The sequence below is a fragment of the Phormidium tenue FACHB-1050 genome (assembly GCF_014696925.1).
Taxonomy (GTDB): domain Bacteria; phylum Cyanobacteriota; class Cyanobacteriia; order Pseudanabaenales; family Pseudanabaenaceae; genus Pseudanabaena.
Map to the genome: position 1 here is coordinate 1 of NZ_JACJQY010000022.1, position 22,175 is coordinate 22,175.

General features: G+C 42.5%; 20 protein-coding genes. 12 read left to right on the forward strand and 8 right to left on the reverse strand.

The window, feature by feature from the left end; genetic code table 11:
- Positions 1–384 precede the first annotated feature (384 nt).
- Positions 385–1,041 carry a deoxyribose-phosphate aldolase gene (deoC, locus tag H6G05_RS14020; protein ID WP_190578764.1) on the reverse strand — a complete coding sequence of 219 codons (657 nt, stop codon included), beginning with the start codon at positions 1,039–1,041 and terminating at the stop codon, positions 385–387.
- Between the two features lie 143 nt (positions 1,042–1,184).
- Between deoC and H6G05_RS14025 the strand changes: the two genes are divergently transcribed.
- From H6G05_RS14025 to H6G05_RS14035, 3 genes are all read left to right on the forward strand, one after another.
- Positions 1,185–2,216 (forward strand): DUF2325 domain-containing protein, encoded by a 1,032-nt coding sequence (locus H6G05_RS14025; protein ID WP_190578765.1) that lies wholly within the window; start codon positions 1,185–1,187, stop codon positions 2,214–2,216.
- A 62-nt stretch (positions 2,217–2,278) separates the two neighbouring features.
- Positions 2,279–2,554, forward strand: a complete 276-nt coding sequence (locus H6G05_RS14030; RefSeq protein WP_190578766.1) for a TIGR03643 family protein — start codon at positions 2,279–2,281, stop codon at positions 2,552–2,554.
- 284 nt (positions 2,555–2,838) lie between these two features.
- Positions 2,839–3,354 (forward strand): MogA/MoaB family molybdenum cofactor biosynthesis protein, encoded by a 516-nt coding sequence (locus H6G05_RS14035; protein WP_190578767.1) that lies wholly within the window; start codon positions 2,839–2,841, stop codon positions 3,352–3,354.
- Between the two features lie 52 nt (positions 3,355–3,406).
- On the opposite strand, the gene H6G05_RS14040 is transcribed toward H6G05_RS14035, so the two are convergent.
- Positions 3,407–4,210, reverse strand: a complete 804-nt coding sequence (locus H6G05_RS14040; protein WP_190578768.1) for a RibD family protein — start codon at positions 4,208–4,210, stop codon at positions 3,407–3,409.
- A 65-nt stretch (positions 4,211–4,275) separates the two neighbouring features.
- The gene (locus tag H6G05_RS14045; protein WP_190578769.1) at positions 4,276–4,848 is read right to left on the reverse strand and encodes a hypothetical protein; all 573 of its coding nucleotides are present in this window, start codon (positions 4,846–4,848) and stop codon (positions 4,276–4,278) included.
- 328 nt (positions 4,849–5,176) lie between these two features.
- On the opposite strand from H6G05_RS14045, the gene H6G05_RS14050 reads away from it, so the two are divergent.
- Together H6G05_RS14050 and H6G05_RS14055 are read left to right on the forward strand one after the other, a co-directional pair.
- Positions 5,177–5,734 carry a photosystem I assembly protein Ycf4 gene (locus H6G05_RS14050; RefSeq protein WP_190578770.1) on the forward strand — a complete coding sequence of 186 codons (558 nt, stop codon included), beginning with the start codon at positions 5,177–5,179 and terminating at the stop codon, positions 5,732–5,734.
- Between the two features lie 137 nt (positions 5,735–5,871).
- Complete coding sequence (locus tag H6G05_RS14055) at positions 5,872–6,636, forward strand: peptidylprolyl isomerase (protein WP_190578771.1); 765 nt, start codon at positions 5,872–5,874, stop codon at positions 6,634–6,636.
- A gap of 57 nt (positions 6,637–6,693) precedes the next feature.
- Here the strand turns inward: H6G05_RS14055 and H6G05_RS14060 are convergent, their stop codons facing one another.
- Positions 6,694–7,083, reverse strand: coding sequence for a hypothetical protein (locus H6G05_RS14060; protein ID WP_190578772.1), 390 nt, complete (start codon positions 7,081–7,083; stop codon positions 6,694–6,696).
- A gap of 80 nt (positions 7,084–7,163) precedes the next feature.
- Here H6G05_RS14060 and H6G05_RS14065 point away from each other — a divergent pair, with 80 nt between their 5' ends.
- From H6G05_RS14065 to H6G05_RS14075, 3 genes are all read left to right on the forward strand, one after another.
- The gene (locus tag H6G05_RS14065; RefSeq protein WP_190578773.1) at positions 7,164–8,786 is read left to right on the forward strand and encodes an Hsp70 family protein; all 1,623 of its coding nucleotides are present in this window, start codon (positions 7,164–7,166) and stop codon (positions 8,784–8,786) included.
- A 241-nt stretch (positions 8,787–9,027) separates the two neighbouring features.
- Positions 9,028–9,537: a hypothetical protein gene (locus H6G05_RS14070; protein WP_322096368.1), complete on the forward strand. Its 510-nt coding sequence runs from the start codon at positions 9,028–9,030 to the stop codon at positions 9,535–9,537.
- Positions 9,538–9,604: 67 nt separating this feature from the next.
- Complete coding sequence (locus H6G05_RS14075) at positions 9,605–14,494, forward strand: GAF domain-containing protein (protein ID WP_190578774.1); 4,890 nt, start codon at positions 9,605–9,607, stop codon at positions 14,492–14,494.
- Here H6G05_RS14075 and H6G05_RS14080 read toward each other — a convergent pair.
- The 4 genes from H6G05_RS14080 to H6G05_RS14095 are packed head-to-tail and all read right to left on the reverse strand — an operon-like array spanning position 14,491 to position 19,243.
- Positions 14,491–15,456 carry an ABC transporter permease gene (locus H6G05_RS14080; protein WP_190578775.1) on the reverse strand — a complete coding sequence of 322 codons (966 nt, stop codon included), beginning with the start codon at positions 15,454–15,456 and terminating at the stop codon, positions 14,491–14,493. The genes H6G05_RS14075 and H6G05_RS14080 overlap by 4 nt on opposite strands.
- A gap of 48 nt (positions 15,457–15,504) precedes the next feature.
- A complete protein-coding gene (locus tag H6G05_RS14085) occupies positions 15,505–16,548 on the reverse strand; it encodes an ABC transporter permease (protein WP_322096369.1) in 1,044 nt (347 codons plus the stop codon).
- Positions 16,549–16,552: 4 nt separating this feature from the next.
- Positions 16,553–18,100, reverse strand: coding sequence for an ABC transporter ATP-binding protein (locus H6G05_RS14090; protein ID WP_190578776.1), 1,548 nt, complete (start codon positions 18,098–18,100; stop codon positions 16,553–16,555).
- Between the two features lie 51 nt (positions 18,101–18,151).
- Positions 18,152–19,243: a BMP family lipoprotein gene (locus H6G05_RS14095; RefSeq protein ID WP_242025507.1), complete on the reverse strand. Its 1,092-nt coding sequence runs from the start codon at positions 19,241–19,243 to the stop codon at positions 18,152–18,154.
- Between the two features lie 34 nt (positions 19,244–19,277).
- Between H6G05_RS14095 and H6G05_RS25380 the strand changes: the two genes are divergently transcribed.
- The 4 genes from H6G05_RS25380 (at position 19,278) to purH (ending at position 22,076) form a co-directional block, all read left to right on the forward strand.
- A complete protein-coding gene (locus H6G05_RS25380; RefSeq protein WP_242025508.1) occupies positions 19,278–19,433 on the forward strand; it encodes a hypothetical protein in 156 nt (51 codons plus the stop codon).
- Complete coding sequence (locus H6G05_RS14100; protein WP_190578778.1) at positions 19,433–19,591, forward strand: hypothetical protein; 159 nt, start codon at positions 19,433–19,435, stop codon at positions 19,589–19,591. The genes H6G05_RS25380 and H6G05_RS14100 overlap by 1 nt, the downstream gene beginning before the upstream one ends.
- 78 nt (positions 19,592–19,669) lie before the next feature.
- Entirely contained in the window at positions 19,670–20,344 is a 675-nt protein-coding gene (locus H6G05_RS14105; protein WP_190578779.1) for a glutathione S-transferase, read from the forward strand.
- A gap of 172 nt (positions 20,345–20,516) precedes the next feature.
- Positions 20,517–22,076, forward strand: a complete 1,560-nt coding sequence (purH, locus tag H6G05_RS14110) for a bifunctional phosphoribosylaminoimidazolecarboxamide formyltransferase/IMP cyclohydrolase (RefSeq protein ID WP_190578832.1) — start codon at positions 20,517–20,519, stop codon at positions 22,074–22,076.
- The last annotated feature ends 99 nt before the right edge of the window (positions 22,077–22,175 follow it).

Consider the following 22,175-nt stretch of genomic DNA (forward strand, 5'->3'; position numbering starts at 1 on the left):
TCCTTGTTAGACTTGGATTCTACTTCGATTAAATCTCATCCTAGATTTCCAGACCTTTGTTCATACGGTGCTATTGCTTACTAATTTTGTCCGAAGTATTGTCCCATATTAACAAGATAAAATTTACACCTAAATTTTTTCGGATTGTTATAACTTCTCTGAAATATTGCAATGTAAGTTTTGCTTAGAACATAAAAACCATAAGTGGCGGCACTTCGCGTCGCCACTTATGGTTTTTGAAAAGCCAAGCAGAGCTTGGCTTTTTATAGCTGTCGCCATTCTTGTTAGGACATAAAACCCAAATAGTGTGGGGCGGCGCTTCGCGCCGCCTCACACTATTTGGGTTTTGATTTGTCCTGATACAGGTGGCTATAGCTATATTAATTAATTTTTTTCACGGGCGATCGCTACGCCATGAGACGTACCGATCCGAGTTGCGCCTGCATCGATTAAGGCGATCGCCTGCTCTCTGGAGCGAATTCCACCTGAAGCTTTAACGCCTACCTTGCCGCGTGAAATTTCCTTGAGAAATTTCACCATTTCCACCGTGGCAGCCCCAGCCCAGCCTGTGCCTGTTTTTAAAAAGGCAACACCTGCATCCATACACACCTCGGCTGCGAGTTCCTGCTCATCGGGGGTGAGTAAGCTAAGTTCTAAAATTGCCTTGACAGGCTTACCTGACTCCTCACAGATTTGAGCAATATCTTGGTGCAATAAATTAGTCTGTCCTGTTTTGAGCCAGCCAAAATTGATGACAACATCTAATTCCGTTGCGCCATTTTCCACAGCTTCCATTGCTTCATAAAGCTTAACGTTTGACGTAGTTGCTCCACTGGGAAATCCAATCACCGTGCAAATTTCCACCTTGGTTTTGAGCAGTCTTTCTGTCACGCGCTTGACGTTGCAAGGATAAACGCAGACGCTAGCAAAACCGAAGCGATCGGCTTCTTCACAAGCCCGATCCACCTGTTCATCACTAGCGGCGGGATCTAATAGGGCGTAATCAATATATGGGGCAGGATTGATATCGGTTTGGAGCATAAAACTATACACACTTAGGCAAGCAAGAGGTTACATTGGAGATTAGTGACGATAACTTCTTATAATTACTTATTCACGTCATTTCTCACGACTTATTCTCGACTTATTAAAATTAAGCAAATATAGGCAGATATTAAGTAAATATGCATATTTCTGAATTAGATGAATTGGAAGCTTCGGTTAGCGATTTGCTGACGATGGCAAAGGTGGAGTTAGAACAAAATCGTCTGCAACAGCAGCGCGATCGCCAAATCCAAGAAGCAGTAGCCCAAATTGAAGCAAGATTGAAACCTTTGCTGGCAAAAGTTGAGCAGATGCTGCAAGAATATAGCCGCGAAGGCACACATCAAGACAGCGAGACTAAGCAAAGGCTAGAAAAAAAGGCTGCCGATATCCGACAGGAAATTGCGGAAGCGCCTACCCTAGCGGCTCAACTTGCCGATCGCCAATTGATTTTGAGCGAAGAAAGACTACTAGATGAACGAATAACAGAACAAACGGCTCAATGGCGACTGGAATTAAAGGCTGATCTATTAGAAATGATCGAAGAACAACGTGATTTCTTTAGTGCTACTGATGCTTCGATCGCGGTGCGTGGATATGCCAATGACTTAAAAGCGATCGGCGCACTCGAAGAAGTGGTCGAAGCGCTGATCAATCAAATAAATTCCCACAGTGAAGAAGGTCCCGTTGCGCGTTTGCGTGGTAGCCATGACCAAACACTTACATTTATTTACAACAAAGCTCTTGAAAATCGTTCTCGTGTTGATCGCGCCCCTGATGTCCAACCGACCACAAGACATCGCAAGTCAGAAAAGCGACCTGCTTTGTACACCGACCTCAGTGGCAAAGTATTAGTATTTGGTGGACACGATCGCTTACAAACGGCTGTAAAAAATCGGTTGCGTGATTCGGCAATTAATTTAATGTGGTACACCGAGCAGGATGGCTTACAACTTGCAGCCCAAGGAGAGAGCCAAATCTCAGGTGGTGATTTAATTATTATCGTGACAGGTTATGCGAGCCACTCACTCACCGAAAGAGCGATCGAGGCTTGTCGTCGAGCTAATAAAACCTATGAAATTGTGAATACTACAGGTATGACCAGACTACTAGAAGTAATCGAATCGGGACTGAAAGCCAAGCAATTAGCACGTCATTGGAAGCAAAACTAAAACTATTGCCGCGCTTTGCGCGGCAATGACCGCATAAACAGATTAGTTGATTAGTTATTGATATGGATAAACTGATTTTAAAAACACTCACTACGGTTGATATAGATCGCATTGTAGAAATGGCATGGGAAGACCGCACTACTTTTGATACTATTCACGATCAATTTGGCATTTCCGAGGCAGAAGTGATTAAAATCATGCGGAAGTCAATGAAGAGATCGTCTTTTTTGATGTGGCGAGAAAGGGTAAGTGGGCGCAAAACTAAACATGCCATCAGCTCTGATGCTCAAAGATTTCGTTGTAGTCAACAAGAAAAGCCTAAATCTAAAAATAGTTAGGGCTTCGCCGTAAGATAAAGACCCAATTTTTGATGGCGCGGCGAAGCTGCGCCATCAAAAATTGGGTCTCTATTAAATCAGCAATTCTCATTATGAAACCGATTTTGGTGTTTCCAGCGCCTTCGGCGCTGGAAACACCAAAATCGGTTTTTTGAAAGCCCGCCAACGGCGGGCTTTCAAAAAACCGATTTTTATAATTAGGATTGCTGCTATTAAATGGTCAAATTATCGACTAAAGCAGATCCTGATCTATATATTTAATTTGCGATCCTCAAACAAAATTTATGAATAAATCTCAAAATCCTTGTCCCGATCCACCGTCTTACCAAGTACATTTTGCGGTAATTACTGTCAGCGATACCCGTACCCCAGAAACCGATAAAAGTGGTCACTTTATCAAACAGTCGATGACCAATGCAGGGCATCTGCTGGATTACTACACCCTAGTCAAGGATGAGCCTGACGAGATCCGCGCCCAAATGTATAAGTTAGCGGCGATCGCTGATCTTGACGCGATTATTCTCAATGGTGGAACAGGGATTGCGCCACGGGATACTACTTACGATGCGATCGCTGCGTTACTCGAAAAAACACTGCCAGGGTTTGGGGAGATGTTTCGTTATCTAAGTTGGCAAGAGGTTGGCTCAAGGGCGATCGCTTCGAGATCGGAGGCAGGCATTTATCAAGGTAAGTTGGTTTTTTCGCTTCCAGGATCGAGTAATGCCGTGAAATTGGCGATCGAGCAGCTAATTTTGCCAGAAATTATTCATCTTGTCCGCCAGTTAAAGGGATTGCATTAGATTGATAGTCAGCCAAAGGCTGACTATCAATTTCAAAGGTGGCACGTCCGCGTTACCTTTGAAATTGATAGCGTAAAAACAACTCTGATTCATGTTGGTATAGCGATCGCAATTGGAGACTAGGTAAATCATGACCACCCAAGCCATAGCCAGAGCCGCCAATAACGGTCATATTATCGACACCGCCGACTATATGGGGAGATACAGTCAAAAATAATTCATCAGCTAAGCCTTGAGAGATAAGTGAATAATTCAACGCTGGCCCCCCTTCGACTAACAGACGCTTGATCCCTAGCTTCTCAAATAGCATTGCTAATAATTGTCTTAAATCAATTTGATGATCCTTGGTTGGGAATCGAAAAATTTGGGCTTTCTGATCTAGCCATGACTCAACCGTAGTTTCTTCGCCAATCAAGGCTACTCGCAAATCTTTGCCAGCATCCCAAAACCGATGCTCACTAGGTAGCTTCCCTGAGTTGGTAATCACAATACCAAGGGGCTGAGGCTGCGAAAAGTTTTTTTTGCGCTCTGCTAACAATTCGGGAGGTACGGTGGGAATAAAGGCATCTTGCCGCAAGGTCGTACCGCCAGCCAGTACCGCATCAAATTGCGATCGCAAACGTTTCATTAACAGGCGATCGGGGCGCGATCCCAAACCCGTCAGTTTTCCCTCATAGGTTGTCGCTTTGCCATCAACACTAGAAACCATATTGAAAGCTATGTATGGTCTTCTAGCAAGACGATCGCCTAAGTCATCGTCTAATTTATTTAGCTTAAACTCTACGCCTTCAGTGGGAAAGTTTAGTTCTTCAAAGTTGTAAATGCGATCGTGAGATGAGTACAAACTTGTATACATAAGGGATTAGCCATAACTTTCAATAGCGCGGCGATGCCGCGCTATTGAAAAGTTGAGGTCTCTATTTATTGTTTAACCAATTTCACTGGCTGACCATCAGCTTGCAGTTCTTTGCCATCTGCGGACAAAGTGTAGGGCTGCTTAGGAGGAGCTTGCGCTGGTTTTTCCCCATTAACTGATTCGACTTGAGAGACAACTTTGCCATCTTCGATGGTAATTTTGCCAGCAGTCTTGATTTCTTGTACTTCATCCTTAGTAGAGACTGCTTTCAAGGTAGCTTCAAAAGTACCTTCAGGTTTAATCGTCCATTTACCTGTAACTGACTTAACACCTTCTTTTTCAGCCTCAGCTAAAACTTTAGGATCTAGAACAACTGTATATTCACCTGCGACTTTTTCAAGACTAGCGACACTGGTGCTAGTAGGGCTTTTTTCGGGAGTGGTTTCGGTAGTTGGGGCTGTAGGGCTTGGTGATGCTGTGGCTGTAGGACTTGGTGATGCTGTGGCTGTAGGACTTGGTGATGCTGTGGCTGTAGTTTCTGCTGGTGGTTGCTGACAAGCTGACATAACCACAACACAACTAACAGCGATCGTGCCGAGGATACTTTGCTTTAGGGAATAGTGGAGTGATTTTTTCACGATTAATTTTGAGAGGTAGTTGATGGTAAGTAACGGATGAAAATTAGTCTTGAGTCACTTGTCTAATTAAGATACGCTACGCATCATTTCTTAGCAAATCTTTTAAACCCAGCAATTCTCATCATATAAAGTTGTTTTTTTGAAAGCCCGTCGTTGGTGGGCTTTCAAAAAACCGATTTTGGCGTTTCCAGAGCCAAGGGCATTGGAAACGCCAAAATCGGTTTCGTAATGAGAATTTGCTTAGCCTTGTAGTTTACACATACTATGAGACTGCAAGCCGCTATATACTGTTCCTTTACACAGTAATTTTTCAATATTATTTCAACCGATGGTCACTACAAAATCTCAATCCAATGTTCTGCGATATGACATTGTCGGGTCACGGCGCTTTAGTAACTATTGCTTTGCGGTTATTGTTGCCATAGGTGCGTCGGGCTTCTTGCTAGCAGGGATATCCAGTTTCTTAAAGATTAATTTACTACCATTTGCTGATCCCCTTCAACTAGAATTTGTGCCTCAAGGTTTGGCGCTTTCCTTTTATGGAGTAGCTGGCACTTTGCTTGAGCTTTACCTAATCTATGTGATGGTGATCGATTACGGTAGTGGTTACAACGAGTTCGATCGCAATATTGGCAAAGTGAAGCTTTTTCGTCGTGGTCGCAGCAAAAGTAACAATATTGAATTAACTTACAATGTCGCTGATGTCCAAGCGGTACGAGTTGAAATCCGCAATGGTCTAAATCCCAAGAGAGCTTTATATTTGCGAGTCAAGGGCAAAGGTGATTTACCTCTATCGCAGGTGGGGCAGCCAATTGGTTTAACCGAACTCGAAGATCGGGCTGCGGAAATTGCTAAATTTTTGACAGTACCATTGGAAGGGCTATAACTAGAGATACAGCGCTTCACACGAATTACAAGAAATTTTTTGAAAGTGTTGCTTTGCAACACTTTCAAAAAATTTCTTGGTTTGGATTTGAGCGCTTTGCGCTGTATACAATTTGTCCAAGTTATCAAGAGTTAAACATGTTGCGTTGGATTATTAGTTGTTTTTTAGCAGTGAGTGTTTTACTCACTAGTTGCAGTAATGGCGGTAGTGTCTCTGCAAGTGCTTCACCCACAGCATCAGCTACTGCTAGCAGCAAACCTCCTACAGCGATCGCTTCTACCCCATCAGCATCGCCTAAGCCTAGTGCTAGTCCTGACAACTCCTTAGAGGCTGCCCTTGCTAAATTTGTGCAACTCAAAGGTAAAGCCACGGTGGAATTAAAACTAAAATCTGGCACGGTGAAGATTGATCTTGATGGTGAAAATGCTCCCGTTACCGCAGGAAATTTTGCTGATTTAGTCAAACGGGGACTGTATAACGGATTAACTTTTCATCGTGTGGTCAAGGAACCAACTCCCTTTGTGGCTCAAGGTGGCGATCCACTGGGTAATGGAACTGGTAATTTCACCGATCCCGCCACCTCACAACCCCGTTATATCCCTCTCGAAATTCTGCCCGATGGTGCAAAGCAACCTGTTTATGGCGAAATTTTACCACCAACTCAAAAGCCAAAGTTACGTCATAACAAAGGCGCGATCGCTATGGCGCGATCGCAGTTTCCTAACTCTGCATCCTGTCAGTTTTATCTTGCCCTTGACGATATCTACTTTCTGGATGGTTCCTATGCTGTATTTGGCTATGTAACAGAGGGGATGGATCTAGTCGAAAAAATTCAAATGGGCGATCGCATTGAATCGATCACGATTACCCAAGGCGAAGAAAATCTCAAACAACCTGTGTAAGACCCAAATAAAAAAGGCGGCGCTTCGCGCCGCCTTTTTTATTTGGAAGTAAAACTTTTAGCGAACACGGATATAACGTTTTTCGATGATATAGCGACTGCCATCAAGATCAACGTTATATGGGTTGTAGACTGATTGAGTACTAGTGGGATAGTTTCTAGGTATAGTTGAATAGTTCCAAGCCCTGCCATAGTTGGGGACTACCTCACGCACAATCACTCTAGATCTAGTATTTGGTCTATAGTAATCGCGATTGTAATAATTTTGATTGTAGGAATTGTGATAAACAGGCTGACGGACATTAGAACGATAAGAATCGTAAGTTCGATAGGTATTGACTGATGGACTCGAACCAAATCTAATGCTAATTGAGACATCAGCAAACGCCGATCCCCCAAATGTTGTCATCGATCCCAATGCGGCGATCGCTGTCATGATTACTTTCATTGGTTTATGCTCCTTAAAATTTTAGAATGCATTAGAACACAACATAGAGCCGTCTCGCTCTACTTTAGCTCAAGCAAAACATGACTGTTATTGCCATTGATTTTGGAACTAGTAATACCGCGATCGCAATTCTGGTCACAGAAGGAGAGGGAGATTTTGGGTTACCTAAGACTTTGCACTTTGGAGAGATCTCCCAAGGCTTTGAAACTTCGGAAGGAAAAGCTTGGCTAGTGCCAAGTTTAGTTTATGTACTTAATTCTAGTACTGATTATGGGGAATTTCTCTTTGGAGAACAGGCGCGATCGCAATATCAATTAGAAAACCAGACAAGTAATCAATCAAAACGATTATTTCAAGGGTTTAAGCGAGATATTGTTGCTAGTTTTCGATCGCCAGCCCGTGAGATTGATGGCAAGCTTTATGATGCCGAAGCGATATCGGAAATCTTCTTGACCGAACTCTGGCAGCGCTTAGCCCAGCAGGGGATACTACCTACGCAAGTAATTTTTACAGTTCCCGTTGGTGCATTTGAGGGTTATCTCAACTGGTTTAGTAACTTTGCCGAAAACCTACAAGTTACTAACTTCCAAATTATCGATGAATCTACAGCGGCAGCTTTGGGCTATGCGATTACTCGACCAAATGCGCTGGTATTGGTGATTGATTTTGGTGGTGGGACATTGGATTTGAGCTTGGTCAGGACTGCACCGATCGCCAATAACAGGACAATTCAGAACCAAGTTATTAAAGCTGAGGCGATCGCCAAATCTGACGCATATATTGGTGGCATTGACATTGATCGATGGATTGCTGAACATTTTTTGCGCCAATTAGGAACAACGCGATCGCAGATTGAGGAACATTACTGGCAAAAGATTTTAGCAATAGCAGAACAAATCAAAATCAAATTGTCACTTGTTCAGGAAGTACGGGAAGTTTGGATTGATCAGAATCAGGTTGCCCATGAACTCAAGCTGAGTCAGGGTGAACTAATGGAAATCCTAGAGCAGAACCAGATGCTTGAACAATTGCGCGAAGCAATTGATGAAGTGCTGACCATTGGGCTAAATCGGGGAATCAGTAAAGCAGCGATCGAACAAATTCTGTTAGTGGGAGGTAGTTGTCAGATTGTTGCTGTGCAGCAATTGGTTATTTCCTATTTCGGCAAATCCAAAGTCAAGTTGGGCAAACCCTTTGAAGCAGTTGCTCATGGGGCTTTAGCCCTAGGACAATCACTCAAGATTGAAGATTATCTACGACATAGCTATGCAATTCGACTTTGGGAACCCTATTTGCATCAATATTCTTTCTATACATTATTTGAGAAAGGGACAAAATATCCTTGCCAACTTGCTGAGCCATTAATTTTGCAAGCAGCGATCGCAGGGCAAACTGAAATCTGGCTGGATATTGGTGAAGTGGCAGATATCTCTCAAGCTGAAGTTACCTATGACAACTCTGGACGTATGACCAGCAGTCAATTGCTAAAACAATCAGATTTTCGATCGCTAGCTGCAAATAGTAAAAAATCAGAAGTCGATCAAGTTTGTATAGCGCGACTTGATCCTTCAGGACAGTTAGGAAGCGATCGCATTAGCGTTAATTTTGAAATCGATGATCGGCGCGTTTTAATTGCTACGGTTAGGGATTTACTCACCGATAAAGTGCTAATCGATCAACAGGCGATCGCCAAATTAGAATAAAAAGCACCGCTTTTCATGATGAAACTAATTTTGGTGATTCCAGCGCCTTGGGCGCTGGAATCACCAAAATCAGTTTTTTGAAAGCTTGCCGTAGGCAAGCTTTCAAAAAACTGATTTTTATAACGAGAACTAATGTATTTAACTTTAAGAAATAGGTTTAATCGTCTGAAATTTTGTAGAATCTAGGGAGATATATCTCTATATCCTGACTCAAACATTCCGTTGATAGCAGGTATCAGTTGTGGCTCACACCCGTTCAAAACATTCTCGACTGATGATTGCGGTCTTACCTGACGAATCTTCAGCTTTTGAAGCATATCGATTGCTTCAATGTCATGGCATCTCGCCAGAGCATCTCGCCCTAGTCGGCAAAGGTTATAGCAGTCCCGATAGTGTAGGTTTATTTAATCCTACCCACACGACATGGCGCTATGCCAAACGCGGAATGTTTTGGTTAGGCATAATTAGTACAGCAATGGGTATTATCTTGTACCTGATCTTCAGCATCAAGTTACCTAATCTTGACTGGTATCAAGCCTTGTTAACCATTGCTTCAACGTCTGGGTTAATTGGTATCGTCATTGGAGGGGTGATTGGTACTTTATATGGCTGGTTTTTTAAAAGCAGCTTGTCCATATCCTGTCGTAGTTGTCTGGATCGTGGACAATATTTGCTGATGCTAGAAGGATCTGAGACTCTCACTCGGCGGGGGAGAGAGATTCTGGATGACTATACAGTAAAGCCACATTAAGCGTATTAAGTCTTTTGCGCCAAAAATTCAGCACCAAAATCTTATATGAGTCAATTTTGATCAAGTCATGTCTACTGCTAAAACTATTTTGATTGTGGATGATTCTGAAAGCGATCGGTCATTGTTTCGTCACTATATCGAACGTGATCCTAACAATAACTATCGTATTTTAGAAGCTGAAACCATTAATCAAGGAGCAGAGCTGTGGCGATCGCAAAATCCTGATATGGCACTGGTTGATTTCAATTTGACTGATGGCAATGGACTAGTATTTCTGGAAACTATTCGAGAATATATACGGGGTAATAGTAGTGAGCAGGTACTAGATCTAAAACTGCCAGTAATCATTGTGGCGGGGAATGAGGATGCAAGGAATGCTACAAGTGCGATGCGGTTGGGAGCCTATGACTATCTGGTTAAGAATGACATTACCGAATTTTCTTTGCAACAGAGCATCTATAGTTTGCTAGAAAGGTTTGCATTAATTAAGCAATTAGAACAATCTTCCAGACGCGAAACCTTAGTCTCACAAATCGCTTTAAATATTCGGCAATTTATTGATTTAGAAGATATTTGTCAGATCGTAGTACAAGAGGTTTGCAAGTTTCTCAAGGTCGATCGCGCAGTTATTTACAAATTTCATGAAAATATGGAACGGCGAATTATTGCTGAGTCAGTAGTTCCACCTTGGCCGTCTTGTTTAAACTTTGTTACTGAAACTTGTTGCGTACAGCCTTCCAAAGAACAGGTAAAGGCGTATTTAAATGGACAAATTTCTACCAGTTCTGATATACGCAGCGCTAATTTTTCAGAATGTCATGTACAGATGTTGGAGGGTTTTCAAGTTCGAGCCAATGTGGTTGTGCCAATCCTCTTAACTCAGCCTCTAAGTAATCAAAATTCTAATAATCAAGCCAATAATCAAATTCTCTGGGGGCTGCTGATTGTACATCAATGTTCAACAAATCGTGATTGGGAAGAGGAGGAAGTTCACCTACTTCAACAAGTATCTGTACAATTAGCGATCGCCATTCAACAAACGGAGATTCATCAAAACCTCCAGAATCTTAATAACTCCCTAGAGCAACAAGTTCAACAACGAACCGCTGAACTTCAGTCTAGTAAACATAAGTTGAGTTCAATTATTAACGCGATTCCAGACATAATCAACTTGGTGACATCAGATGGTGTTTATCTAGAATCAAAATGTCCTAAAACCTTTCATGACCTGATCCCTAGTGATATTGATCCTATTGGCAAGAATATTGCAGAAATCTTATCAGCCGAATCGGAAATTGCCACAAATCAACTTCAAGCTATTCGACAAGCAATTTTTACTAGAGAGTTACAGACTATCGAACAAGTTTATGAAGTTGAGGACGAGCTACATTATGAAGAAGTGCGGGTCGTTCCACTACATGAAGATACTGCGGTCGTCGTTATCCGCGATATTAGCGATCGCCGCCGAGCGGAAGAAGCCCTACGATCAAGCGAGGAGAAACTGAAAAAAATCGCATTGTCATCGCCAGGAGTTATCCAAATTCTTGTGCAGAGACCCGATGGTTCTGCCTATTTTGAATATTTAAGTTCGGCTTTTGAGGATATCAATGAATTAAAAGTTGATCAAACCTTACAAAATCCTTATCTTTGTTTTGAGCAGGTTCATCCTGATGATATTGCAAATTTATGGGAGGCTGTTGGCTTGAGTCTAGAGACATTATCAACCTTGCGGCATGAATGGCGAATCATTACTCCGTCAAACAAAATTAAATGGCTACGATCTAATTTACGTCCAGAGCGTCGTGAAAATGGAGATACTGCTTGGTATGGAATTGTCTCAGATATCAGCGATCGCAAGCAAACTGAAGAGAACTTAAAACTGCAATATCAACGTACAGAGATACTTACAGAAGTCACGCTTAAAATCCGTCGATCATTACAAATAGAAGAAATCCTCAAAACAACCGTCACAGAAATTCAAAGAATTCTTCAAGCAAGTCGCGTATTGATCGTTCAACTTGAAGCTGATGGTTCAGGGAATGTGTTGCAGGAAGCTTTAACTGAGCCATTTCAGTCCGTTGGGTTACACATTGATACACCTTGTTTTCATGATGAATATTCTGAAAGCTATTACAGAGATAGATTTATTAAGATCGATAATACTGATGCCGCACATATTCCTGCTGATCATGCTGAATTCTTTCGTCAGTTTGATGTCAAAGCAAGCATACTTATACCAATCATTGAATCCGAACAGCTATGGGGATTGCTGGTCGTTGATCAATGCGATCGCCCGCGACAATGGACTGAGTTTGAAACCGAGCTATTGCAACAATTATCCAGTCAACTGGCGATCGCCATCACGCAAAGCCTACTGGTCGCCGCCTTACAAAAAAGTGAAGAAAAGCGCAGGTTAGCAATTGATCTCAATTATATTGGTTGTTGGGATTTTGACCTCGCAACAGGTAAAGCCAGATGGAATGACAATCACTTTAGATTGATGGGGCTAGAGCCAGATGATTCTCAAAGTAATTATTCAATATGGCGCGATCGTGTACATCCCGATGATATCGATTGGGTGAAGAATGCTTTTGACAGCGCATTAGAAAGTCAAACGAAATTAGAAATAGAATATCGCATTGTGCATCCATCAGGAAAAACTAATTGGGTTTTGACCAAAGGAAAAGGAATTTACGATAGCTCTGGTAAAGCGATACGCATGGTTGGGGTGATGTTAGATATCAGCGATCGCAAACAAGTAGAAATTGCTCTAGAGAAAGAGTTGATTCGCAATAAAATGCTTTTGGATGATTCTTTTGATGGAATTTTAATCTTAGATGATGTGGGGAATATTATTGAAGGAAACTTCAGCTTTGCAGAGATGATCGGTTGGACATTAGAAGAAATAACCAGCCTCACTATTTATGATATTGATCTGAGATGGTCACGAGAAGAATTAATGCAGGGAATACAAGAATTTAAGACGGGAAAAAGAGCGATGTTTGAAACCCGCTACCGTAAAAAAGATGGCTCATTTTGTAATGTGGAAGTTAGTGCCAACTCGGTTAAATACGATGGTAATATGATTCAATTTTGTATTTGCCGAGATATTACTCAACGCAAACTCGCTGAACAGTCATTGCGGGAGAGTATTCAGCGAGAGCAGATGCTTAACCAATTTATCCAAACAATTCGCAGTTCACTGGATTTAGACATCGTATTCAGTTCGGGAACCAGTGCGATCGTTAATTTATTAAATTTGGAGCAAGCAAGTATTTTTCAGTATATGGATGAGCAAGGATTTTGGAAATATATTGCCAGCTTTCGAGATCAAACAGAAGTTAGCGATAGTGTTGACTTGGAAATTCCTGATCAAGATAATCCTTTTGCGGAAAAACTTAAACAAAAAGAGATTGTCCAAATTAATGATACTGATACGATCGAAGATCCAATTAATCGTGAATTAGCGCAAAGAAACTCTGGGGCTTGGCTACTAGTCCCAATCATTGTCAATGAAAAAACATGGGGTAGCTTGAGCTTAAGCAGATATCAAAAAGGATCTCTGTGGCAAGATGATGAAATTGTCTTAGCACAGACGATCTCCAACCAACTAGCGATCGCCATCCAACAAGTAAGCCTCTATCAACAGCTCCAACTGGAATTAGCTGAACATCAACAAACAGAAATAGCCTTAGCCCATGCAAAGGAGCTAGCAGAAGCCGCCAGCAAAGCTAAGAGTGAATTCCTTGCCAACATGAGTCATGAAATCCGTACCCCCATGAATGGTGTCCTTGGCATGGCTCAATTACTATCTGCTACACCTTTAAAAGAGGAGCAAAAGAATTTTGTACAAATTATTATGGATAGTGGGGATGCGCTGTTAACGGTAATTAATGACATTCTAGACTTCTCAAAGATTGAATCTGGAAATCTCCAGCTAGAACAGAAAGAATTTAACTTTAAAGACACGATGAATTCTGTTTGTAAACTCTTAAGCAAACAGGCTTTTGACAAAAACATTAATCTACAATGTTATATCAATGGTAACGCTCCTACTACAGTTTTAGGTGATGGCTCAAGACTACGACAGATATTGATCAACCTTGTTGGTAATGCAATTAAATTTACAGAGCAGGGTTATGTTTCCGTCAGCTATAGTTGTAAGTTGATTACAGCAAATATCTATGAATTTAGATTCTCAATTACCGATACTGGTATTGGCATTGATAGCGATCGCATTGACAAGCTATTTCGACCCTTTACCCAAGCCGATGCTTCGATCAATCGTCAGTTTGGCGGTACTGGGTTAGGTTTAGCTATCTGTAAGCGACTTGTAGAGTTAATGGATGGCACAATCTGGGTAGAAAGTCGAGGTAATGTTGGTGGTAATCCTCCATCTGATTGGGGGACGGAATATTTTAACCACAATACCCAAGGTTCAGCATTCTACTTTACAGTCACCTTACCCATCGTTGAGCCAAGTCAGACTCAGACCCCAGTTAATAGGCTTGGTTCTTTGCTACCCAATCCGAAGAAACCTAGTTTTGAGCATTTCCCGATCAATATTTTGATAGTTGAAGATAATATCCTCAATCAAAAAATAGTTCTTCTCATGCTCAAAAAACTAGGGCTTCAAGCCAAGATGGTGAGTAATGGCAGCGAATGTTTGGAGATTGTTTGCAATCAAGAAACCAATGTAACTTTTGACTTTATATTTATGGATGTGCAGATGCCTGTCATGGACGGACTGACCGCAACTAAAATGATTCGTCAATCCTTATCTTCTGAGACACGCCCTTGGATTGTGGCTTTGACAGCCGACGCTCTACCAGAAGACTACAATACTTGTATCAACGTAGGAATGAATGACTACATCAGTAAGCCTATCAACATCGAACAGATCGAGCGATCGCTATTAAAATACGTTAAAGAAAATAACGTGCAACCCGTGATTTAGTCTTGATCAAATACCTTCCCCAGTGATGCAGGTGGTGTGGTTCTGACCGTATTTAATATGCCCTGTTTAAGCGATCGCGGCAATGCTGATATTAAAAGATCGAGCCATTTTCCTGAAGTCAGTGCCAACATTAAGATCATCATTACAAAGGGAGCCGTGTTAAATACTTGTGTCGGTACTTCAGGAATTGCGCTTTGAGCAACGCTAGCGAGAGATTGCAAAATTCCGAATAAATAGGCTCCTAAAGCAACCCGCAGAGGATTCCAACCACCAAAAATGACGATCGCTAAAGCGATCCAACCATAACCAGCCGTGTGGCGATGACTCCATCCTGCTTTAAAATCCAAAGAAAAAGCAGCTCCTGCGATGCCCATTAATGCGCCACCAAGGAGGGTATAGATGTAACGCATTTTGATTACATTAGTGCCTCTTGCAAAGGCAGCCGCAGGTTGTTCACCCACAGTTCGCAGGATTAATCCGCCTTGAGTCCGATAGAAATAGAACCATGAACCAAGAATTAAAACATAGCTGCTATAAACTAACAAATCACTCTGAAATAGCAATTTCCCTAAAATGGGAATATTCTCTAAAATAGGAATTCTGAAACTGGGAACCGTAATTCCCTCGACTCTCACAACGGGATTACCTAAAAAAGAAGATAAATCACTGCACATTAACGCTAGTACAAAACCGATTGATACTTGCGATTGCTTAAGGGTGATAGCGCCAACTGCAACGACTAACGCGATCGCTGCTCCCACCAGAGCCGCCGCCGCAAATCCTAAAAGCAAGCTATTAGAAAACTTGGCAACCGCAAAACCAGTCATCGCTGACATCAAGATTGTCCCTTCAGCAGATAGATTAATCACGCCAGCCCGTTCCGTAATCGTTTCACCAATACTGGCAAAAATCAAAGGTGTCGAAGTGGCGATCGCTGTGGCAAGAATTGTGATGATGTCCATAGTTGTATGTCCTGATTAGTTGAATAGAGTAGGTGCTTTGCACCTACTCTATTCTTTGGATAACTTAGCTAAACCTTCGCCAAGAATGGCAAACAAAAGCAATGCGCCCTGAATAATCCCAGAGAGTGAAGAATCTAAACTGAGGGATAGCGGTAATTCTAAACTGCCAACATTGAGAGAACTAAATAGAAAAGCGATCGGCAAAATCAAGAAGGGATTGTAATTAATCAGCATGACTACTAGCAGAGCCAAAAAACCTAAATTACTGGAAATATTGGGGATGAGGCGATGAAACACTGCCACCACTTGCAAAGATCCCGCAATACCTGCTAAAGCGCCACAGATCACAAAACTGCTCATCATTTGGGCGATCGCAGGAATACCCAACACATAGGCGGCTCGTAGATTATTGCCCACAGCCTTGAGCTTCAAACCAAAGTAAGTCGCCTTAATCATTACTGCGGTTACAATCAGAGCGATTATGGCGATCGCTAAGGCGATCGGGCTAAAGTCAGTATTACCAACGGAGGGCAGGGAGAAAGCATCACTAAATGGCTCTGTGCCACTCATTGAGGCAACGCCCGATCGCTTCCAAGGACCAAAAACTAGATATAGAGCTAATCCTTGAGCCGTAAAGTTCATGCCTAAACCAGCAAAAATCTCGCTGACCTTGCCATAGATATTCAACATTCCCGTCAGTAAGCCCCATATACCGCCACCGATAATCCCAGATAATATTGCTAACGTAATGGCGATCGCAGGTGGAAAACCTTCAGGAATTAGCCTTAACAAGAATGTAGAGGCGATCGCCCCCGCCGTAATTTGACCTTCGATCCCTAAGTTATACAAACCTGATGTGAAGGTAAAAATCAATCCACAGGCGGCAAGTAAAAGTGGACAAAGGGTGGAAATAACTCTCGCAAAGCGATCGCTGCTACCAAAAGCTCCATTCCACATTCCTGCTGCTACTTGTAACGGTGAGCCACTAGATAGCAAGATCACCCCAGAGATAAACAAGAGCGCAACCACAAAAGCCCCAATCCGAAAATAGGCGACCTTGGGTAATTTCTTGAGAATCTGCAAATTATTCACAATACTAATCAAACTTCCCTCCGATCGCTTGACCGAGCTTATCAACTGTTAAGGTTTTAGCATCGATTGGTTGAGAAACTTTACCGCCGCAAAATACGAGAATGCGATCGCTATATTGCAAAATCTCATCTAGATCAGAAGAGATAAACAAAATACTCATGCCTTGTTCGCAGCGTTCCATCATCTGTTTCCAAATCCAGAGAGTCGATTCGATATCTAGCCCTCTAGTCGGTTGTTCCATTAATAGTAAACTCAATTGATCTGGCAAGAGTGAGATTTGGGTGCGTTGTTGATTACCTCCCGATAATTTCTCCACTCGAGTCGATGGTTTACCGCGAATATTAAAAGTCTCAATTGCCTGATGTGTATATTTGCGAGTATCACTCCAATTAATCAAAAATCCAGCATTAGATTTTGGATTGGATTCTAGATTGAATTTCGCATTAGATTGGCGCAACATAAAATGCTCATGGATCGATAGACCCCGAATCAAACCATCTTGCAAGCGATCGGCTGGCAAATAGGCAATTCCTGCCTTGAAAAAATTACGATAGGCACGATTGGACATATCCAGATCATTGAGGCAAATCTTGCCAGATTTTGGCTTCAACAAGCCTGCACAAGCAAGCAGCAACAACTGCTGTCCATTGCCTTCTAACCCTGCTAATCCAATAATCTCACCAGACTGCACAGTTAATTTGTCAATATGCAAACTCAAGCGATCGCTATCAATTTGTAGATCCTGAATTACTAAAGCAGAGGCTGTCTGCTCTATGCTCGTTGCATGTTTAGCAGGTATGGCAAGATCATGTCCAAACATCATTTCCACTAAAGAAGCAGCTAACTCGGCAGAATCGCGTCCCTTCACTTCCGCTTCCCCAATCACCGAACCTTGACGCATTACCATCAGGCGATCGCACAGTTCTTCCACATCTTCTAATTTATGCGACACAAAAATAATTGATTTCCCCTCGGATGCCAATTGTTTGACCGCTGTAAATAGAGCCTTTTTTTGGGAAGCAGAAATACCCGTAGTTGGTTCGTCTAAAATTAATGTCTTGACACCAAGGGACAAAAGCCGCAATATCTCTAGCTGTTGGCGCTCTCCTACAGTGAGATTCGATAGGCGATCGCTAGGGTGCAAATCAAAGCCAAAAGCGGCGCATAGCTGTCGAAGTTCTTTAATCAGATCATGACGATTATTCGAGTTAACCCTCTTTCTCCCGATCTTTTTGCTTAAGGTACTTCTCCCAGCCATGAAATTATCTAAAACAGATAGCGAAGGAAAATCTAAGGGATCTTGATGTAACATCCCAATCCCAGCACAGATGGCATCAGCAGGAGTTTTAATGTCAACTTCAATTCCATCCAACAAAATCTTGCCAGAATCTTTAGTTATAAATCCACTCAGAACTTTAGACAAAGTACTTTTCCCAGCCCCATTTTCGCCCAAGATTCCATAGACACTTCCCGCCTCAACGGTCATTGAGATATCTTGATTCGCCTTGACATTGCCAAAGGATTTATAAATATGGTTGAGTTCAACTTTCATTTTTGTCCCATTATGCCAAGGTCTTGCTTAGCAAGACCTTGGCATACTTATTTATTTACTTGCGCCTTCAATACCTTGCAATAAGCTGGTAAAGTACCAAATCTGCTGAGGAGTTGCTGTCTCGCCTTCCTTAAGAAAAGGAGTGCCATCCTGATAGTTCAGAGGTCCTTTAAAAAGACTGATCTTGCCATCGCCTAAACCATTAATAAATTCTGTCAAGAACTTATCACTTTCGGGAGTCAAAGCTTTACCCTTCTCAAATCCCACTGCGGAAGTATCAGGATTATTTAAATCCTTCCAATTAGGTGGAGCCGAGATAAATTCTCCTGTAAACTTACCTTCCTTAGCCTTTTTAGTTTGCTCAAGATACGCAGGCCCCCAGTTGTAATAGGGAACGCCAATACAAATGTCAGGAGCAACATTGCAACCAGTTTTGAGTCCATAGTGCAGATATTTGACTTTCTTGCCAGCTTCAGCCGCTTTCTTGCCTTGGACTGCGACTTCAGGTGTATCGATGCCACTCATCACCACATCAAAGCCACTGTTGTAAAAGTCATCGGAGACTTTAGTAGGATCAAGGGTCTGTCCAGGAATATTGAACCAGAATCCAATCCAGACTACCTTAAACTTTAAATCTTCAGGATTCTTTTTGCGGTAGGTTTGCCAACAATACTTAGCTCCCAAATAAGTTGCTGAAACGAGTCTGCGGGTTTCATCATTGATTAGTGGTCCTACAAAACCAATTTTGCCCGTTTCCGAATTGAGAGCCGCCGCACATCCTGAAATCATGCGCCCATACTCCATTTCAGGCATGACGTTGGTAATATTTGGCTGGTTTTTGAAGTTCTTACCTTCCTTCCATGCATAGTCACCAGTGGCATGAATGATTGAGACATTAGGATGCTTCTTGGCGGTTTCTAAAGCATCATCCTTAAAGTCATCGGAATTGAAGAAGATTAATTTCGCACCCTTGGCAATGAGATCGTCAGCTACCTGTGAAGCTTTGACATTAGGGCGATCGCCTGGGTTGACTTTATCTACATAGTCAAACTGAATACCTGACTGCTTCTCCATTACATATTTTGAGGCTTCGTAATGACCTTGGTTCCAACCAGAATCATTTTTGGGCCCAACTAAAATCATTGCGGCTTTAAATTCTTTTGCATCTGGAGAAGCTGTGGTTGCAGCTGTAGTTGATGCTGGAGTGGTTGAGACTGGAGGTGTGGGAGTGCTATTACATGCTCCAGTAAGTATTGCTCCCAATGCTGCGACCCATAGATGCTTGCCAGAGACTATAGAAGAAACTCTATTAGTGATTATTCCCATGAATTAATGCAGTTATATTTAGATATTTTATGGCTTTTTACTACTGTATTTAAGGCGATCGCCTATTTGACAAAGGTATTACAAATTACAGTTTCTCGCGAACCACACAGGCTTTTTGAAAGTGTTGCAAATCAGCACTTTCAAAAAGCCTATGGTTTGGGTTGAGGCGAAAAGCTCAGTAGGATCGCTATAGCGATGCAGCGTAAATAATAAAATAGGCTAATCGTTTTTCTTCGCTAGGTTATGTATCTTCCCATTCTTTATTCTTTCAGGCGTTGTCCCTATGCAATTCGGGCAAGAATGGCTCTTGCCTATGCAGGTGTCAGATATGAACTGAGAGAAGTCTCCTTAAAGAATAAACCTAGAGAAATGCTCGATATTTCGCCTAAGGGAACAACGCCTGTAATGCAAGTCTTTACCGAAAAAGATTTTAGGGTTTTAGAAGAAAGTCTCGATATTATGCATTGGGCGTTGCAACAGAATGATCCTCTCAATTGGCAAGACTTACCCGAACATTCTGTAGCGATCGCGCAACAGCTTATCCATACCAATGACCATGAATTTAAACGCGCCCTCGATCGCTATAAATACCCAAACCGATTTCCTGAGAGATCGCAGGAAGACTATCGACAACAAGCGGAAGAGTTTCTCAAAGTTTTAGAACTTCAACTGCAAAAGCGATCGCCATCTGATACAACTCATAATTTTTTGATTAGCGATCGGCAAACCCTTGCTGATATTGCAATTTTTCCTTTTGTGAGACAGCTTGCCTATGTAGATATAGATTGGTTTCTCTCAAGTTCTTATCTGCATTTGCAGCAATGGCTGAAATGGCATGAAACTAGTGAGCTATTTGAATTGGTGATGCAGAAGTTTCCTGTGTGGACACCAGAACAAGCAGCGATCGTGATTACTTGAAAGTACCTGTGCAGAACAAATTACCAAAACCCGTAAGGTTGCGCCCCGCAGGGGCGCAACCTTACGGGTTTTGGTTTGAGCGCAAAGCGCTGTAACATGCGATAAAATGGCACAGGAAGTTTACAAGGCAAAGCTTTGCCAAACTCCCATCATGAATATGGAGCTAAATAGTATGAAACCCCTTGCCCTTTTGAGTGTTTCTGACAAAACAGGACTACTCGACCTTGCTCGCGAACTATCGACCACCTATAATTTTCAACTGATTAGTAGTGGTGGAACTGCCAAGGCACTCAAGGCGGCTGAGCTTGAAGTTACTAAGGTTTCTGACTATACAGGCGCACCTGAGATTTTAGGTGGACGAGTGAAAACCTTGCATCCACGGATTCATGGTGGCATTCTAGCCAGACTCGATCTACCAGAACATCAGCAAGACTTAGCTGATAACGAAATTCAACCAATTCGGATTGTGGTGGTTAACCTCTATCCATTTACCGAAACGATCGCTAAGCCGAATGTCACCCTTGAAGATGCGATCGAGAATATTGATATTGGGGGACCAACGCTGATTCGCGCCTCAGCAAAGAATTATAATCACGTTGCGGTATTGTCTAGCCCTAGCCAATATGCAGAGTTTCTAGCGGAGTTAAAAGCCAACAACGGCGAAACTACCCTAGAGTTTCGCAAGAAACTGGCGATCGCTGCTTTTCAACATACACAGTCCTACGACAAAGCGATCGCTGAGTATTTAGAAAATGGACAGAAAGTAGAACAAGAGCCAATCAACAAGCTCGCTTCTTCCTATACTTTGCTCTGCAATAATCCTAAGCCCCTACGTTATGGCGAAAATCCCCATCAACCTGCTACATGGTATCAAGTAGGTGCAACACCCAAAGGCTGGTCAGCCGCCCAACAACTGCAAGGCAAAGAACTCAGTTTTAATAACTTACTTGATCTCGAATCAGCCCGCAGTATCATTGCCGAATTTAGCGACGATCTGCCCTGTGCAGTGATCATTAAGCATAACAACCCCTGTGGAGTAGCGATCGCCTCCACCATTGCGGAAGCTTATCAAAAAGCCTTTGAAGCAGATGCTACTTCTGCATTTGGTGGTATCGTCGCTCTCAATCGTCCGATTGATGAAGAAACTGCCAATCTTTTGAACAAGACATTTTTAGAATGTGTAGTTGCTCCCGCCTGTGTTCCAAGTGTCGCCGCGATTCTGGGTAAAAAACAAAATTTGCGAGTTTTGGTTCTATCTGATCTGAAGCATGGTTCCCATGAAACCGTGAAGACGATCGCTGGGGGAATGTTAGTCCAGAAATCCGACGATGAAGCGGTCAATCCTGATACATGGAAAGTGGTTACCCAAAAGCAGCCAACTCCTGAGCAGTTGCAGGAACTAATTTTTGCTTGGAAAGTTAGTCGTCATGTCAAATCCAATGCGATCGCCATTACTAAAGACTGCACTACCATCGGCATTGGTGCTGGTCAAACCAACCGCATCGGCTCAGCCAAAATTGCCCTAGAGCAAGCAGGAGACAAAGCGCAGGGAGCATTCCTCGCGAGTGACGGCTTCTTCCCATTTGATGACTCTGTACGTACTGCTGCGGCAACAGGAATTGTGGCGATCGTCCAACCTGGGGGAAGTATGCGCGATGCCGATTCGATCAAGGCGGCTGATGAGCTTGGGTTAATTATGGTATTTACAGGGCTTCGTCATTTCTTACATTAGAGTTTGCGCTCTGTAGGCTGGACAAGCACCACTAATGTCAAAGAGGCGATCGCAAAGTACTAATGTGAAACAGTCGAGCATGGCTTATAGACTTGTGGA